Genomic DNA, 15,713 nt, shown 5'->3' with positions numbered 1-15,713 from the left:
AACATCTAAATAAAATGTTACAAGTCAATTTTTTGCGCGACAATAAAGAGCGCGTTTTAGAAGGTCTTAAAAAAAGACAATTCAAGAATCTTGAGTTGGTAGACGAGGCTATTGCTACCGACGAAGAAAGAAAGAAAATTCAGTTTGAATTGGATTCCCAACTTTCCGAAATCAATAAAATCTCCAAAGAAATCGGGCTTTTAATGAAAGAAGGAAAAAAAGAAGAAGCAGAATCCGCAAAATCTAAAACAGCACAGTACAAAGAGTCGACGTCGGAATTGAAAGCTCAGTTAGATGTAAAAGAAAAAGCATTACTGGATATTTTGTATCAATTGCCGAACATTCCTCATGAAAAAGTAAAAAATGGTGCTTCTGCGGATGACAATGAAATCATTTATCAGTCTCACGATGTGGAAGGTCTTGGCGAAGGAGCAATTCCTCACTGGGAACTGGCAAAAAAATATAATCTTATCGATTTTGAATTGGGCGTAAAAATTGCCGGAGCAGGTTTTCCGGTGTATTTAGGAAAAGGCGCAAGATTGCAGAGAGCTTTGGTTCAGTATTTCCTTGATAAAAATGTTGAAAAAGGATACATGGAAGTGAATCCTCCCCACGTTGTAAATGAAGCTTCTGGATACGGAACAGGACAGTTGCCGGATAAAGAAGGACAGATGTATCATATCGGATTAGATGATTTATATCTGATTCCTACCGCAGAAGTTCCGGTAACGAATTTGTACCGCGATGTATTATTTGAGGAAAAAGATCTGCCGGTAAAAAATACAGCATTCTCTCAATGCTACAGAAGAGAAGCGGGAAGTTACGGAGCGCATGTAAGAGGTTTGAACCGTCTTCACCAGTTTGAAAAAGTAGAGATCGTAAGAATTGAAAAACCGGAAAATTCTTATGAAGTTTTAGAAGAAATGGTAGAACACATCAAAGAAATCTTAAGCGACCTTGAATTGCCATATAGAGTTTTAAGACTTTGTGGAGGAGACACTGGTTTTGCTTCTGCCATGACGTATGATTTCGAAGTGTGGAGTGCAGCTCAGGAAAAATGGCTTGAGGTAAGCTCTGTTTCCAATTTTGAAACCTTTCAGGCAAACAGGCTAAAATGCCGTTATAAAGCAGACGGAAAATCTCAGTTGGTACACACACTGAACGGTTCCGCAATGGCATTGCCAAGAATTATGGCAGCTTTGCTGGAAAATAATCAGACAGAGGAAGGAATTAAACTTCCGAAGAAAGTCGCTGAATATGCGAAGTTTGATTTGATCAGCTAAAGAAAATTTTTGTCTATATACAATAAAAACCACTGTTGTTCAGTGGTTTTTTTTATTTGGTTTATCTAAACGATTTCATTTGAAATCAATTCATTATTAATCTTTAATGAATCGTGTTGACGTTGAGTTTCCGTTTTTATCAATCATTTGTAAAATATAATTTCCTTTGGCTAAACCTGATGCATTCAGCTGTGGATTTTTAACTGAATTTTTTTGCGAATAAATTTTTTGGCCAGCCATATTGAAAATATTTAATTCCACTATATCGTTAGCTGATTTTACATATAACTGATCTTTTACAGGATTAGGATAAACAGAGGAGCCTCCATCTATTTCAACAGACTTCACACCCAGCACACTTCCGGAATTAATTTTCACATAAGAAAAGTTTCCTTGCAGTACAGAGGTTGAGCTTGACCAGCAAGCGGTAAAAAGTGTACCATATCCCGAAACACCTGTTCCTACTGCATCAACAGAAGTTGTTGTTCCGTTGCTTCCGGTATGACGTATTTCTATTACAAGATTAGTACCTGTGTATAAATAAGGAGTATTGAAATTTATATCAAAACTGAAACTTCCATTGTTCGTAACGGCACCTGATGGTATTAAAAGACTTCCCGAACGAACCTGTGTCTGTGCTCCTACTACGTTGGCTGCAAAATTAAGCTGTCTGTTAGTAAGCTCTACGCCGTCACTAAGGTAAATCTGATAATCCGGATAGGTTGTATTTGAGGCAGGCCATGCAGAGGCTGCACTTGTAGGAATTCTAAGTGATATTGAAGTAAGATACTTTCCAGATAAAGCAGTAAGCTGAGAGTCATCAATAATCAGTTGATAAGTTCTGGTAGAATTGGCAAACGGCCCTGTAAAGGCTCCTGTTGAAGTCAAATTAGGAACAGTTACTGAAGTTTGGGCTTTCGTTGCTGAAAAAAATAAAATAGTACCAACCGTAAACGCATGACATGCCATTTTACGAAGGTAGCCTAGTGTTTGATGTTTTTGAATTTTCTGAAATGTGGGAAAATGTAGCTTTATATACATATATTAAATTTTTAGTTACAATAAAGATACGAAATTGATTGTATAATAAAATCGTATTTAAAAAATAATATTAGTAATTGTATTAAATATTTAATACAATTTTTATCTTAATAAATTGTTATGTATGTGATTTGTATAATGTTAATCTTCAGGTTGATTCTTTCAGAGCTATAATTAAAACCCTCCGGAGTCTATCCAGAGGGTTTAATCTTTTAAATTTAGGCATTATTTACTACTAATGACAATTCGTATTATCGTGATTGTGAGTACTGTGATCTCCCGGCAAATGACAGTCTCCCTGATTATCTTTTGAAATGGTCATGGCTTCCGCTCTTGGAGAAATGTAAGGAATTCCCAGTTCCATACCTCTCACAATAAAAAGTCCGCCCAGAATAATCATCACAATCGGAATCACTTTTAAAACTTTTACCCTAAAAGCCTGATTCATGAGATTTCCGACCAAAACAACTGCAAACATAAACGGAAGTGTTCCCAAACCAAATAAAGCCATATATAAAGCGCCCTGCCATATTCCTCCGCTTGCTAAACTTGCCGTTAAAGACATATACACCATTCCGCAGGGTAAAAATCCATTCAGAAGACCTGTGGTGAATCTTGAGCGGTAATCTGCCTTTTGAAGCAGTCTTCCCAGATTGGATTTTACTTTGAATAAAAATTTCGAGAAAAACGGAATTTTTGAAGCAAAATCTTTTCCCCCAAATGAAAAAATAGCCATTATAATTAGCAGAATTCCCACAGCAATCGTAAGATATTTCTGGAAACCTGCCATCTCAAAACCTTCCCCGATAATTCCCAGAATTGCTCCCAAAAGGGAATAGGTAAAAATTCTCCCGAACTGGTAAGTAAGATTCTGAAGATAAAAGTTGGTTGCCTGTTTTTTTGTTAATCCCATCGACAATGCAATAGGTCCGCACATTCCGATACAGTGGAATCCTGATGCAAAACCCAGTCCGATTGCCGATATTACAAGTGCTATTTCCATATCACATCATAATCCATTCTGTAGTCCGTTTTATCTTTTGTCCAGTTCAAACGAAGGGTATAGTTCCCCAATTTCAGAACCTGTGCAGGAATTAAAAAAGACTGATTGGCATCGAGCTGAACTGTTTTGTGAACATCCAGATTCTGATCGTCGGTTCTGTTCAGCACAAATTTCACTTTGGTATTAGAATTATTGTAATCTTTCGGAAAAGTGATTCTGATCCCTGATGGATTTTGGCTGTAAGCAGGTTTTTCCTTTAATTCATCTGCCCGTTTTTTAGCATCAATCACGTCCTGATATTTCAGTTCTTCTTCATAGTAATTATCGGTTACCATTTCAGAATTCTTCTGTCCGTTCGGAAAAAGAAACATCATGGATAAAATAAAGATCATAAATGACGCTAAAGCGATAATTACACCGTGTCCCCAATTAAAGTTTTTCATTTCTAAAAATTAAAATTGTAATTTGAATGGTCCTTCAAAATATGTTTTGTATGAATCTACCAGATTGCCCTTCATATCATAAACCCCGATCGTAATATTCTGCTTGGACAGCGTCATTTCATTCTCAGGAAAACTGATATTGATGGTTCCTTTGGTAATTTTATCTCTGTCTACCGGAATCTTGCTAGATGCGCTGTAGATCACCTCTCCATGTTTCGGCTCAATAACTTTGATGGTTACAATCTTTTTCTCGTTGGTTTTATTTAAAAAGGTATAATTGTAAGTATTGGTAATTTTTCCGTCTCTCACGAAGAAAGTACTTCCCGCGGGCTTAATGAATTTGGCTTCCAATTCGGCTCTGCTCGTCAGAAGATACCCTAAAAATCCTGTAAGCAGTAAAAGAACCACCGCAAAGCCCTTCATTCTACCGGTAAATTTAAACTCGGTCTCTTTTTCTATTTCATTTTCAGTGGCATATCTTATCAGTCCTTTAGGAAGACCTACTTTTTCCATAACTTCATCACAGGCATCAATACAGGCTGTACAGTTTACACATTCCAGCTGTTGTCCGTCTCTGATGTCAATCCCTGTAGGACAAACCACCACACATTGATGGCAGTCTATACAGTCGCCTTTTCCGGCGGCTTTTCTGTCTTCTCCTTTTCTCCATTTCGCTCTGTTTTCACCTCTTTTAAAATCGTAGAAAACATTAATGGTATCTTTATCAATTAAAACTCCCTGCAATCTTCCGTAAGGACAAACCAGCGTACAAACCTGTTCTCTGAACCATGCAAAGACAAAGTAAAATGCTGCCGTCAGAAGAATCATCACAATAAAGTTGGTAGGATTGGCAAACGGTCCTTCAGAAACTATTCTGAACACTTCTTCATATCCCACAATATACATAAACATGAAGTGGGTAATAATTAATGAAATTACCATGAAGATCGTCCATTTAAGACTTCTTTTCCAGATCTTTTCGCTGTTCCACTCCTGTCGGTCAAGCTTCATCTGCTTGTTTCGGTCTCCCTCAATAAGATAATCTATTTTACGGAAGATAAATTCTAAAAAAATTGTCTGAGGACAGATCCATCCGCAGAAAATTCTTCCGAAAGCCATCGTAAAAATGATGATGAATATTAAAGAGGTAATTGCTCCGAGCGTAAGGATGAAAAAGTCCTGTGGATAAAAAGGCTGTCCAAAGATGAAGAACTCCCTGTCAATTACGTTAAATAAAATAAGAGGATTGCCATTAATCTTGATGAATGGCACTGCAAAATAAATCAGCAGTAAAACATAGCTTACAATGTTTCTATAGTTGGTGTATTTCCCTTTTGGTTTTCTGGGAAAAACCCACTTCCTCTTACCGGATTGTTCCATTGTCCCGATAGAATCTCTATAAGTTTCAGGGTCCAGAACTTGTCCCTGTCCGCCGCGTACTTCTGTTTCTTCTATATCTGACATTTGTGATAGTTTTTAAAAAAAGAAAAACATAATTCGTTACTATTTTTTATTTAATAACAAACTATGTTTTTCATATGCTTTAATTTATTTAAGTTAAATTATTCTTTTTCCCAATGTGCCTCTGTTCCCTGAGGAGCTGCACCACCTTGAGCCTGTGTTACCGGAGGTAATTCCTGGTTGATGTGATATACATATGCTGCAATCTTTTCAATTTCAGCACCCGAAACTTCTCCGTTCTTACCAAATGCTCTCATCGCAGGATTGTTAGGAGAACCATTCCAATCCATATTGAATACGTTTTTGAATAACGTTTTCTCCGGCTGGTTGATCCAGTAGTTATCCGTAAGGTTTGGACCAATACCTCCACTACCGTCTTCTTTGTGACAAGATGCACAGTTTGTTTTGAACAATTCTTTTCCTTCAGCAATATTGTCAGCAGAATATTTAGCGGTCTCAATCGTTACCGGAGGCTGCTCACTGTTGTATTTCTCAATTGCTGCCAACTGTTCTTTGTATTCCTTTTCATATTCGCTCAACGGATGTGCGAAATCTGTAAAAGAGAATGCTGCTACATACACAATACAAAAAGCAGTCCCAAAATAGAATAAACCTACCCACCATTTTGGCAATTGGTTATCCAGCTCCATGATTCCGTCGAATCCGTGGTCGATAAGGATGTCTTTTTCTTCTGCTGCAGATTGCTTTTTGAATGCTGCATTATATAATCTTGTAAAGTAAGGTACTTTCTTTTCAGCTAAATAAGCCGCCTTTTCTTCAGGAGATAATTTTTTGAATTTATTGTTCTCAATTAAATCTCCGATTGCACTGTGGATATACGCTAAAATACCTCCGATTACTACAGTTCCCCAGAAATAAGGAGAAGATAGGAAATCATAGCTTTGTACAAACAGATAATAAAAAACTATTAAAAGTCCAATTATTATTAAAATGTTTATAACAATAAGTGTTCTTTGTTTCATAATAAGTAGTTTAATTTTTTAAATTAAAATCGTCATCATTGTCATCCTGCAGAGGTGCTTCCTCTTCCTCTTTATAATACTTTTTAGGCTTGCTAAAAACATAGATTACCAGAGCGATGAAGAACAGCATAAAGAAAATCAGAGCCAAAGTCTGGTAAAAACCAGCATTTTCGGTATTGGATAAGATGTCTTTAAAATTCTGAGGTATCATGATGTGAACCTTTTAATATGTTAGTTATTACTTGCTGTTTTGATTTCAGTTGTCTTAATATCTGTTCCTAATCTTTGAAGATAAGAGATAAGCGCTACAACTTCTTTTTTCTCTAATTCTCCTTTAGGTCTCTTCGCATAAGCTTCCTTCAAATCCGGTGCTTCAGACATAATATCTCTTACGATTTTTGAAGCCTGATTGTTTGCCCAAGAGTTGGCAGAATCTATTTCAGCTTTTGTGTAAGGTACTTCGAAAGCACTCTTCATCAATTTCATTTTGTCAACCATTTTAGATCTGTCTAAATCAGTTGCAATTAACCAAGGGTAACGAGGCATGATAGAACCTGCAGATGTAGATCTTGGATTATACATGTGTTTGTAGTGCCAAGAACTTGGGTTTTTACCACCCTCTCTGTGCAAATCCGGTCCAGTTCTCTTAGATCCCCAAAGGAACGGTCTGTCGTATACGAATTCCCCTGCTTTAGAGTACTGTCCGTTTTTACCGTTAAATCTTACGATCTCATCTCTGAATGGTCTTACCATTTGCGAGTGACAAGCGTTACATCCTTCTCTGATATAGATATCTCTACCTTCTAATTCTAATGGAGAATATGGTTTTACTGCTGAAATAGTAGGTACACTTTTCTTAAGAGACAGGGTAGGGATAATTTCTACCATACTACCGATTGAAATCGTTAATAAAGATAAAATACCTAATAATACAGGAGTTCTTTCTAACCAAAGGTGAGTTCCTTCTCCTTCTTTACGTTTTCCGCTGATGTTTGCCAATGCAGGTGCTTCAGCAGGTACATCTTTCTGGAATGATCCTTTTCTTACAGTAGCCACTAAGTTTACCACCATTAAGATTGCTCCTGAAAGATAGAATAATCCTCCTACGAATCTCATTTTGAAGTAAGGAATAACCGCTGTTACAGTATCTAACCAGTTTTTCCAAACCAAAGTTCCGTCCGGGTTGAACTGTTTCCACATTAACCCCTGAGTGAAACCTGAAATATACATTGGCACCGCATAGAAAATGATACCTAATGTTCCTAACCAGAAATGCCAGTTAGCTAATTTTGTAGAATATAATTTCGTTCTCCATAAGATTGGGATCAGGTAATAGATTACACCGAATGCCATGAAACCATTCCATCCTAATGCACCTAAGTGTACGTGACCGATAACCCAGTCTGTAAAGTGACCGATTTTGTTAATGTTTTTTGTCGCCAAAAGCGGACCTTCAAAAGTTGCCATACCATAGCATGTTACTGCCACAACAAAGAACTTAAGAATAGGATTTTCTCTTACTTTATCCCAAGCTCCTCTTAAGGTAAGAAGACCGTTAAGCATACCTCCCCAAGACGGAGCAATAAGCATGATAGAGAAACCTGTTCCCACCGCCTGTGCCCAAGCTGGTAAAGCCGTATACTGAAGGTGGTGAGGACCAGCCCAGATATAAACGAAAATTAATGACCAGAAGTGAATGATAGACAGTTTATACGAGAAAACCGGTCTGTCTGCAGCTTTTGGTAAGAAGTAATACATCAAACCAAGAACCGGAGTCGTCAATACGAATGCTACCGCATTGTGACCATACCACCATTGTACGATGGCATCTTTTACCCCTGCATAAGCCGAATAAGATTTCCATCCTGTGAAAGATAATGGTACCTCAAGGTTATTGAAGATGTGCAGCATTGCAACTGCGATCCATGTACCGATGTAGAACCAGATGGCTACATAAAGGTGTCTTACTCTTCTTCTAGCAATCGTTAAGAACATATTGGCTCCGAAAATGATCCATGAGAATGCGATCAAGATATCAATCGGCCATTCGTGTTCCGCGTATTCCTTAGAAGTGTTGATTCCCATAAAGAACGTAACGTACGTTACAAGAATCATAATCTGCCATGTCCAGAAGTGGATCCAGGACAATGTATCACTGTACATTCTAGTTTTCAGTAATCGCTGTAAAGAGTAATAAACTCCCACATAAACGATATTCATTACGAACGCAAAGATTACAGTGGTTGTGTGCAACATTCTGATTCTTCCGAACCCGAACGCTCCATGAGTATTAATCAATCCCTGGATACTTCCACCTAAACTATTAATGGTTGTATCGTCTGTTCCAAAAAAGAATTCCGGAAGCTCAGGATAGAAAAGCATTAATGCCGCCGTAAGTCCGAACAGAAATCCTATGATCCCGAAAGCAACGGTCGCATAGAGGAATGCCCGAACAATACTGTTGTCATAACTAAACTTTTGTGTTTCCATATCAACTATTCACTTTTTTCTTCAATTTTTTTATTTTCTCCTTTTTCATCATCGCCCTCTTTGTTGCCAGATTCTTCTTTTTCCTTTATCTCATCGGAGTCGAAGAGTATTCGTACAGCCGGAGATTCATCATCTTCAAACTGTCCTTTTCTGGCATACACTATAAACACGACCAGGAAAACTGCAGCCAAAGAAACACTGCATAGGATCATTAAATATAGAATATCCATTAGACAACAAAATTAACGTATTTTCGGGTTTCAAATTTAGTGAAAAATAATGACTTTCATCACGAAATACGGCTTTTGGCTAATTTAAAACGAATCTAAATAAGTCTTTCTAAGCCCCTTTTTTGAAGTATTTTCTTCCCAGAATCCAGGTCGAAAGTGTAGTGAATGAAACCACTGTAATAGAACTTGCAGGCATAATTAAAGCAGCGAAAAGAGGATGCATGTGTCCTGTAACTGCGTAACTTAAACCAACAATGTTGTAAAGAAAACTGATTATAAATGTGATTTTCACAATCGTGATAGATCCTTTGCAGACATTCAGGTATTTATCTAAGCTTACCACTTTCTCTCCATTCATGATAACATCGGAAGAAGGAGTAAAACTGTTGGAATCATCTGCAATCGCAATTCCTACATTGCTTTGTTTTAAAGCTCCGGCATCGTTCAGTCCGTCACCAAGCATCGCAACTTTCATGTTCTGATTCTGAAGGTTTTGGATATAGTTCAGCTTGTCTTCGGGATTTTGGTTGAAAGCCATTCCTTTGTAATTCGGAATCAATTCCTTTAATTGATTTTCCTCTGAAGAATTGTCGCCACTCAGAATGAAAACTTTGTAATGGGTAAGTTTTTTAAACAAATCTTTTAAATTCTCGCGGTATTCATTTTTAAAGATGAATTTCCCTAAAAATTCATTGTTTTTACTGATGTAAACTGCGGTTTCAAGATTTTTTGATTCCTGATTGTTATATCTCGCAGAACCGATTTTATAAACATTTCCCCTTACGTTTGCTTCATAACCCTTTCCTGAAATTTCCTGAAAATTTTCAACCGGGAAATATTCATCTTTTACCTCAATGAATTCGTACAGCGATTTTGAAAGCGGGTGATTGGAGTTTTTTAGTAATGCTTTGATATTCAATAAGTCAAACTCTTTTATTTCAGCGCCTTCAAATTTGATATTTGATTTTTTTCTGTGTGTAATGGTTCCGGTTTTATCAAAAACAATCGTGTCTAATTTGGCAATTTTCTCAATTGTTAAAGTGTCTTTTACGTAAAATTTATTTCTGCCCAGAATTCTCATAATGTGCCCGAATGTAAACGGAGCAGACAACGCAAGTGCACAAGGACACGCAATGATAAGAATCGCAGAAATTACCTGAAACATTTTCTCCAGATCTACGGTATACCAATAGATTGCTGAAAGCAGTGCAATTCCTAAAATAATGAAAGTGAAATATTTACTGATATTATTCGTTAACGTATCAAGTCCGGTTTCATGTTTCTTAAAGGCTTCTTTATTCCAAAGCTGGGTAAGATAACTTTGGTCAACATTCTTAATAACTTCAAGTTCCAATGAAGATCCGATCTGTTTTCCTCCGGCAAAAATTTTATCTCCCGGCTGTTTGCTGATGCTCTCGCTTTCTCCGGTAATGAAACTGTTGTCGATATTTCCTTCACCATTAATCAGAATAGCATCTACCGGAATAATCTCCTGATTTCTTACCAAAATCCGGTCGCCCACTTTAACCTCAGAAAGCAGAATATTTTCCTGTTTTCCTTCAAAATCAACTTTTGTAACGGCAATCGGATAGAAAGATTTGTAATCTCTGTCGTATGAAAGCGCGTTGTAAGTTCTTTTCTGAAAGATTTTACCCAAAAGCATGAAGAACAAAAGTCCGCACAAAGTATCAAAATATCCGGGACCGTAATTCGTGGCAACTTCATATAAACTTCGTCCGAAAAGTACAATAATTCCCAAAACAATCGGAACATCAATATTCACGATTTTATTTTTCAGACCGTACCAAGCCGATTTGTAATAATCTGAAGCAGAATATACCACGACAGGAATTGCCAAAAGGCACATCAAAGCTCTGAAAAGACCTTTATAATGCTCCATCCAGTAATCTTCTCCGCCTACATATTCCGGAAAAGCAAGGAACATCCCGTTTCCGAAAGCAAAAGCCGCAATGGCAAATTTTACAAGTAATGATTTGTCTAAATTTTCAACGTTTTTATCGGCGGTTTCCAGACTGATGACCGGTTTGTAGCCTAAATTTGTTAAAAAATTAGCTAATTCGCTTAATTTTAAATCGTTATGATTAAAAGAGATCTGTAAGGTTTTTCTGGTGAAGTTAACCTGAGAATATTTGATGTTTTTGTTTAATGTATGAAGACTTTCCAAAAGCCATATACAGGAAGAACAGTGGATTACAGGAATTTTAAAAGTGACTAAACTTGTGCTTCCTTCAGAAAAATCCGTTACCTTTTCAAAAATTTCAGGAGTGTCGAGATATTCAAACTGTGAAGAACTTTCGTCCGGACGGATTCCTGCACGTTTATTTAATTCATAAAAATTACTTAAGTTGTTCGTATTCAGAATTTCATAAACAGATTTGCAACCGTTGCAGCAGAAAGTCTTTTCATCAAACAAAATTCTTTCTTTTTCGATCCCTTGACCACAATGAAAACAGTTCTCGCTCACCTTCATAAATTATTGAACTACAAAATTATAACAATTTTTTTTGTTTATCGAGTTAAAAAGTTCTATTTTTGTGATAAATGTCATATAAAATGTCGCAGGAACAACAAATTGCAATCGAGGAGAGGTTCGCAAGAGTTTTTAATGATAAATCATTCAAGGAAAGGCTTTCCAGTGCTGATTTTGAAAAATACATTAACGCTAAAAAGAAACTAAGTTTTCAAAAACACGAAACCATTTTCGAAGACGGGGAAACGCCGAAAGGTGTGTTCGTTCTGGAAAAAGGAGCAGCGAAGTTATCAAAATCGGGAGCTTTCGGGAAAGATCAGATTCTGAGATTCATTAAAGAAGGCGACATCATCGGTTATCGTTCTTTGCTTTGCGGAGAAAATTTTCAGGCGAAAGCAGAAGCCATGACGGATATTGAAGCTACTTTTTTACCGGCGGATATTTTTATGTATCTGTTGGAGGTAGATTCCCAGCTTTCCTTTGTGATGCTTCAGAAAATAGCTTATGAACTGGGAGAATCTTCCAATACCATTACTTTCCTTGCACAGAAAACCGTAAGAGAAAGACTCGCGGAAATACTACTCTTATTAGAACAGAAATTAGGAGTTGATCCGGAAGGATTTATCAAAATTTCTTTAACAAGAGAAGAAATCGCCAATATCATCGGAACCGCAACCGAAAGTGCAATTCGTCTGATCTCCGAATTCAAAGGAGACCATCTCATCGAAGTAGACGGAAGAAACATCAAAATTCTCAACCACGACAAATTAATGAAACTAGGTCACGTAGTTTTATAAATCATACAAACTTGAAGTCGGCTAAATGCCGACTTTTAACTTTTAAAAATAGATACATTATGTCTGTTCATTCTGAAATTAAAAAAGTTACAACTGAAACCTTGCGTAAAATGAAATTCGACAAGGAAAAAATAACGATGCTTACGGCATACGATTATACCACTGCGAAAATGGTGGATGCGGGAGGAATTGATGCGGTTTTGATCGGAGATTCTGCGGCAAATGTAATGGCGGGTTTTGAAACTACATTGCCAATTACTTTGGATCAGATGATTTACCATTCTCAAAGTGTAGTCAGAGGAACCGACAGAGCTTTGGTGGTTGCCGATTTACCTTTCGGAACGTATCAGAGTAATCCCGAAAAAGCTTTGGAATCTGCTGTAAGAATGATGAAAGAAGGCGGAGCTCATGCAGTGAAAATTGAAGGCGGGAAAGAAATTTCAAAATCAATCAAAAAAATTATCAACGCAGGAATTCCTGTAATGGGACATTTGGGATTAACACCGCAATCAATCTACAAATTCGGAACATATAAAGTAAGAGCCAAAGAAGAGGCAGAAGCTGAAAAATTAATTGCAGATGCACAACTTTTGGAAGAATTAGGATGTTTTGCGGTGGTTTTAGAAAAAATACCGGCAGATTTAGCTAAAAAAGTAACCGAATCTATTTCTATTCCAACCATCGGAATCGGTGCGGGTGCGCATTGCGACGGACAGGTTTTGGTGTACCATGATATGGTGGGAATGAACAAAGGCTTCAGCCCAAAATTTTTAAGAAGATATCTGGATTTGTATACAGAAATCACCGGAGCAGTTGCGCAATACGTGAAAGATGTGAAAACTCAGGAATTTCCTAACCAAAACGAAAGCTATTAATGGATCGCCAAAAACTTCAGACTATTCAGGGGGTTATTTCCATTTTAGCCGTAATTTGTCTTGCGGTGGGATGGTTTAATCTTTTTTCTCCCGATATTAACGAACTTCTTTCAAAGAGAATATTTTACATCATCGTAGGAGTGAGCTTCATTTTACAGGCTCCTTTATTGCTGAACAGGAAATTTGTTTATCCGATGTATGCCGCTGCAGCACTGTGCATTATTGGCGCATTTTTACCTTACGAATCGAATCTTACAGGAATGAAAACCATCGGTCTTTTGGCAGGGGTAATTATTTCTTTTGCCAACAGATCCAATTACCGTCAGTAGAACATGGAAGAACAGATTGTTTATGAAGACAACCATCTTCTTGTAATCAATAAAAAAGTCGGACAGCTTGTACAGGGAGACAAAACCGGCGATGATTCTTTACTGGAATTAATCAAAGATTTTATAAAAAAAAGAGATGACAAACCGGGAAATGTGTTTCTCGGTTTGGTTCATCGTATTGACAGACCGACTTCAGGTCTTGTTATTTATGCTAAAACTTCCAAAGCACTTTCCCGTCTCACGCAGATGGTGAAAAACCGTGAAGTGAAAAAAACATATTGGGCAGTTGTCGCAAAAGAGATGATTCCCAAAACGCAGAGACTGGTTCACTATTTAAAGAAAAACGAAAAAAATAACAAAGCCATTGTTTTTCCAAAAGCAACCGAAGGAGCAAAAGAAGCTATTCTTACGTACAATGTAATTAAAACGTTAGACAATTATCTTCTTCTTGAAATTGATCTTGAAACCGGAAGACATCACCAGATCAGGGCGCAGTTGTCAAAAACAGGAGTTCCCATTAAAGGCGATCTGAAATACGGTTCGCCGCGTTCCAATCCAGATGGTGGAATTAACCTTCACGCCAGAAAACTCGAGTTCATTCATCCTGTTACAAAGGAAAAAATAGAAATTACGGCTCCTGTTCCGCAAAATGATGTCATTTGGAGAGCCTGCGAAGAATAAATTTCCGTAAAAACACTTACCCAAAAACAGGGATTTTACTGTAATGATTATTGTTTTTTAGAAATAGTTTTACACTATCAATCTAAAGAACAATAATCATGCTTACATTGGGACAACTTAAAGAAGCTACCTGCTCAAAAACTGCATATGCTTCGCAATTCTTACCGTACGTTACAGCAACATGTGATAAGTTTTCCATCAACACGCCTTCACGAATGCTTAACTTTCTTGCACAGGTCGGTCACGAAAGCGGTGGATTATTTTACACCGAAGAACTCGCGAGTGGAAGCGCTTATGAAGGGAGAGCAGATTTAGGAAATACCCAGAAAGGAGATGGGGTAAAATTTAAAGGAAGAGGGCTCATTCAGATTACCGGAAGAGCCAATTATAAAGCCGTTTCATTGGCTTTAGGAACTGATTTTGTAACAAATCCTACATTTTTAGGAGGTAAAAATGTTACGAAATGTAATGCTGTCCAACTCAAAAACGCAGCAGAAAGTGCGGGTTGGTTCTGGAATAGCAGAAAATTAAATGCTTTGGCAGATCAGATTGACATTACCAAAAGTATTGATACCGGAAATAATCTGGTTGTTTTCAAAAAAATCACAAAAGCCATTAACGGAGGGTACAACGGCTTGCCCGACAGACTGAACCGTTATAAAGCTGGGTTAAGTTATTTCCTTTAATTAAAACAATTGCCATGAAAAATCTATTATTCTTAGTCATTTTTCTTTTGATCAATAACTTCTCTGCCCAAAAACCTGTTCTTCATGATCTGAAAGATCCCAAAATGCATGCAGGCTGTTATATCGATGGGAAGAATAATCCGGTTGCCAACTTATCTGAAGATGAAGGAGCATTATTCAATTTTAACGGAAAAGATGAAATTTTTCCTTCCATCAAAGGAACAAAAGAATATCCTGAAGCGTTCGGAAACAAAACCTATAAAATTTACATCCGCGAAACGAAATCAGTAAAAGACGGAGAATCCTGTATTGAAAATAAAATCTATTCAATAAAAATCATTTACAGAAAAAAAGCCTATTTCTATTCTAAAAAAGGAATGTGTGGCTGTTAATTTTCTTTATAATATATTGTCTTAAACACCAAAGACTATCTTGATCCGGAGATGGTCTTTTTTATTTTTAGGAGCTATTTCCCGCTTTCGCTACTCGCTTTTTCTGGGTTTCGGCGGCGGCGAAGCCGCCGCCGAAATCCAGAAAAGAGCTCAGACACGCCGCTCAATCGAGGCTAGATTGCGGTCGTTTGTTTTCAGTATTTGAATTAAATCAAAAAACATCCGCACAATCCACAAAATCTGCGAGATATAAAAGAATATCTTCATGCTTCGCGCCGCAAATTTATTTGCCTTTGCTTACTAAACTAAGAAACCTAAATAGGAATTCTTTGCGTTAAAATCAAAACATCTGTATCATCCGCAAAATCAGCGAGATATAAAATTAAAAATCAATTCATCAATTCATATTTTCACGCTTCGCACAGCAAATTTATTTGCCTTTGCTTACTAAATTAAGAATCCTAAATAAGAACTCTTTGCGTTGAAATCAAAAATCTTTTATCATCAGCAAAATCAAAAACTTCCAAC

The 15,713-nt window shown here is 37.1% G+C and carries 16 protein-coding genes; 7 read left to right on the top strand and 9 right to left on the bottom strand.

Annotated elements, in window-relative coordinates:
• The first annotated feature begins 14 nt into the window (after positions 1-14).
• Entirely contained in the window at positions 15-1,283 is a 1,269-nt protein-coding gene (gene serS, locus PFY09_RS11670; RefSeq protein ID WP_271159816.1) for a serine--tRNA ligase, read from the top strand.
• A gap of 96 nt (positions 1,284-1,379) precedes the next feature.
• Here the strand turns inward: serS and PFY09_RS11665 are convergent, their stop codons facing one another.
• The 9 genes from PFY09_RS11665 to PFY09_RS11625 all read right to left on the bottom strand — a co-directional run bounded on the left by PFY09_RS11665 (position 1,380) and on the right by PFY09_RS11625 (position 11,419).
• On the bottom strand, positions 1,380-2,324 hold the full coding sequence (locus PFY09_RS11665) for a T9SS type A sorting domain-containing protein (protein ID WP_271159815.1): 945 nt from the start codon (positions 2,322-2,324) through the stop codon (positions 1,380-1,382).
• Positions 2,325-2,559: 235 nt separating this feature from the next.
• Positions 2,560-3,327, bottom strand: a complete 768-nt coding sequence (locus PFY09_RS11660) for a sulfite exporter TauE/SafE family protein (RefSeq protein WP_271159814.1) — start codon at positions 3,325-3,327, stop codon at positions 2,560-2,562.
• Positions 3,318-3,770 carry a FixH family protein gene (locus PFY09_RS11655; RefSeq protein ID WP_076393756.1) on the bottom strand — a complete coding sequence of 151 codons (453 nt, stop codon included), beginning with the start codon at positions 3,768-3,770 and terminating at the stop codon, positions 3,318-3,320. The genes PFY09_RS11660 and PFY09_RS11655 overlap by 10 nt, the downstream gene beginning before the upstream one ends.
• 9 nt (positions 3,771-3,779) lie before the next feature.
• On the bottom strand, positions 3,780-5,234 hold the full coding sequence (gene ccoG, locus PFY09_RS11650; protein WP_268055431.1) for a cytochrome c oxidase accessory protein CcoG: 1,455 nt from the start codon (positions 5,232-5,234) through the stop codon (positions 3,780-3,782).
• Positions 5,235-5,332: 98 nt separating this feature from the next.
• Positions 5,333-6,214: a cbb3-type cytochrome c oxidase N-terminal domain-containing protein gene (locus PFY09_RS11645; RefSeq protein WP_271159813.1), complete on the bottom strand. Its 882-nt coding sequence runs from the start codon at positions 6,212-6,214 to the stop codon at positions 5,333-5,335.
• A 10-nt stretch (positions 6,215-6,224) separates the two neighbouring features.
• Positions 6,225-6,425 carry a cbb3-type cytochrome oxidase subunit 3 gene (locus tag PFY09_RS11640; protein WP_076393748.1) on the bottom strand — a complete coding sequence of 67 codons (201 nt, stop codon included), beginning with the start codon at positions 6,423-6,425 and terminating at the stop codon, positions 6,225-6,227.
• Between the two features lie 20 nt (positions 6,426-6,445).
• Complete coding sequence (ccoN, locus tag PFY09_RS11635; RefSeq protein WP_108409331.1) at positions 6,446-8,704, bottom strand: cytochrome-c oxidase, cbb3-type subunit I; 2,259 nt, start codon at positions 8,702-8,704, stop codon at positions 6,446-6,448.
• A gap of 5 nt (positions 8,705-8,709) precedes the next feature.
• Positions 8,710-8,934, bottom strand: coding sequence for a cbb3-type cytochrome oxidase assembly protein CcoS (ccoS, locus tag PFY09_RS11630; protein ID WP_076393744.1), 225 nt, complete (start codon positions 8,932-8,934; stop codon positions 8,710-8,712).
• A 109-nt stretch (positions 8,935-9,043) separates the two neighbouring features.
• Positions 9,044-11,419, bottom strand: a complete 2,376-nt coding sequence (locus PFY09_RS11625) for a heavy metal translocating P-type ATPase (RefSeq protein WP_271159812.1) — start codon at positions 11,417-11,419, stop codon at positions 9,044-9,046.
• Positions 11,420-11,508: 89 nt separating this feature from the next.
• Between PFY09_RS11625 and PFY09_RS11620 the strand changes: the two genes are divergently transcribed.
• The 6 genes from PFY09_RS11620 (at position 11,509) to PFY09_RS11595 (ending at position 15,185) form a co-directional block, all read left to right on the top strand.
• On the top strand, positions 11,509-12,222 hold the full coding sequence (locus tag PFY09_RS11620) for a Crp/Fnr family transcriptional regulator (RefSeq protein WP_076393740.1): 714 nt from the start codon (positions 11,509-11,511) through the stop codon (positions 12,220-12,222).
• A 59-nt stretch (positions 12,223-12,281) separates the two neighbouring features.
• A complete protein-coding gene (gene panB, locus PFY09_RS11615) occupies positions 12,282-13,097 on the top strand; it encodes a 3-methyl-2-oxobutanoate hydroxymethyltransferase (RefSeq protein ID WP_076393737.1) in 816 nt (271 codons plus the stop codon).
• Positions 13,097-13,426, top strand: a complete 330-nt coding sequence (locus tag PFY09_RS11610; protein WP_087708249.1) for a hypothetical protein — start codon at positions 13,097-13,099, stop codon at positions 13,424-13,426. Before panB ends, PFY09_RS11610 begins: the two co-directional genes overlap by 1 nt.
• Positions 13,427-13,429: 3 nt before the next feature.
• Positions 13,430-14,107: an RluA family pseudouridine synthase gene (locus PFY09_RS11605; RefSeq protein WP_271159811.1), complete on the top strand. Its 678-nt coding sequence runs from the start codon at positions 13,430-13,432 to the stop codon at positions 14,105-14,107.
• Positions 14,108-14,205: 98 nt separating this feature from the next.
• Positions 14,206-14,793: a glycoside hydrolase family 19 protein gene (locus tag PFY09_RS11600; protein ID WP_271159810.1), complete on the top strand. Its 588-nt coding sequence runs from the start codon at positions 14,206-14,208 to the stop codon at positions 14,791-14,793.
• 14 nt (positions 14,794-14,807) lie between these two features.
• Positions 14,808-15,185, top strand: coding sequence for a hypothetical protein (locus PFY09_RS11595; protein ID WP_271159809.1), 378 nt, complete (start codon positions 14,808-14,810; stop codon positions 15,183-15,185).
• The last annotated feature ends 528 nt before the right edge of the window (positions 15,186-15,713 follow it).

It is taken from the genome of Chryseobacterium gambrini, assembly GCF_027920505.1.
Lineage (GTDB): Bacteria > Bacteroidota > Bacteroidia > Flavobacteriales > Weeksellaceae > Chryseobacterium > Chryseobacterium gambrini.
This window is presented reverse-complemented; position numbering and strand designations above follow the sequence as displayed.

Bases quoted from the DNA above. Each gene is read 5' to 3' on its own strand.
- PFY09_RS11600 (WP_271159810.1), top strand. From the start codon at position 14,206: ATGCTTACATTGGGACAACTTAAAGAAGCTACCTGCTCAAAAACTGCA.
- PFY09_RS11645 (WP_271159813.1), bottom strand. From the start codon at position 6,214: ATGAAACAAAGAACACTTATTGTTATAAACATTTTAATAATAATTGGA.
- PFY09_RS11620 (WP_076393740.1), top strand. From the start codon at position 11,509: ATGTCGCAGGAACAACAAATTGCAATCGAGGAGAGGTTCGCAAGAGTT.
- ccoN (WP_108409331.1), bottom strand. From the start codon at position 8,704: ATGGAAACACAAAAGTTTAGTTATGACAACAGTATTGTTCGGGCATTC.
- panB (WP_076393737.1), top strand. From the start codon at position 12,282: ATGTCTGTTCATTCTGAAATTAAAAAAGTTACAACTGAAACCTTGCGT.
- PFY09_RS11610 (WP_087708249.1), top strand. From the start codon at position 13,097: ATGGATCGCCAAAAACTTCAGACTATTCAGGGGGTTATTTCCATTTTA.
- PFY09_RS11640 (WP_076393748.1), bottom strand. From the start codon at position 6,425: ATGATACCTCAGAATTTTAAAGACATCTTATCCAATACCGAAAATGCT.
- PFY09_RS11665 (WP_271159815.1), bottom strand. From the start codon at position 2,324: ATGTATATAAAGCTACATTTTCCCACATTTCAGAAAATTCAAAAACAT.
- PFY09_RS11595 (WP_271159809.1), top strand. From the start codon at position 14,808: ATGAAAAATCTATTATTCTTAGTCATTTTTCTTTTGATCAATAACTTC.
- PFY09_RS11655 (WP_076393756.1), bottom strand. From the start codon at position 3,770: ATGAAAAACTTTAATTGGGGACACGGTGTAATTATCGCTTTAGCGTCA.
- PFY09_RS11605 (WP_271159811.1), top strand. From the start codon at position 13,430: ATGGAAGAACAGATTGTTTATGAAGACAACCATCTTCTTGTAATCAAT.
- serS (WP_271159816.1), top strand. From the start codon at position 15: ATGTTACAAGTCAATTTTTTGCGCGACAATAAAGAGCGCGTTTTAGAA.
- PFY09_RS11660 (WP_271159814.1), bottom strand. From the start codon at position 3,327: ATGGAAATAGCACTTGTAATATCGGCAATCGGACTGGGTTTTGCATCA.
- ccoS (WP_076393744.1), bottom strand. From the start codon at position 8,934: ATGGATATTCTATATTTAATGATCCTATGCAGTGTTTCTTTGGCTGCA.
- ccoG (WP_268055431.1), bottom strand. From the start codon at position 5,234: ATGTCAGATATAGAAGAAACAGAAGTACGCGGCGGACAGGGACAAGTT.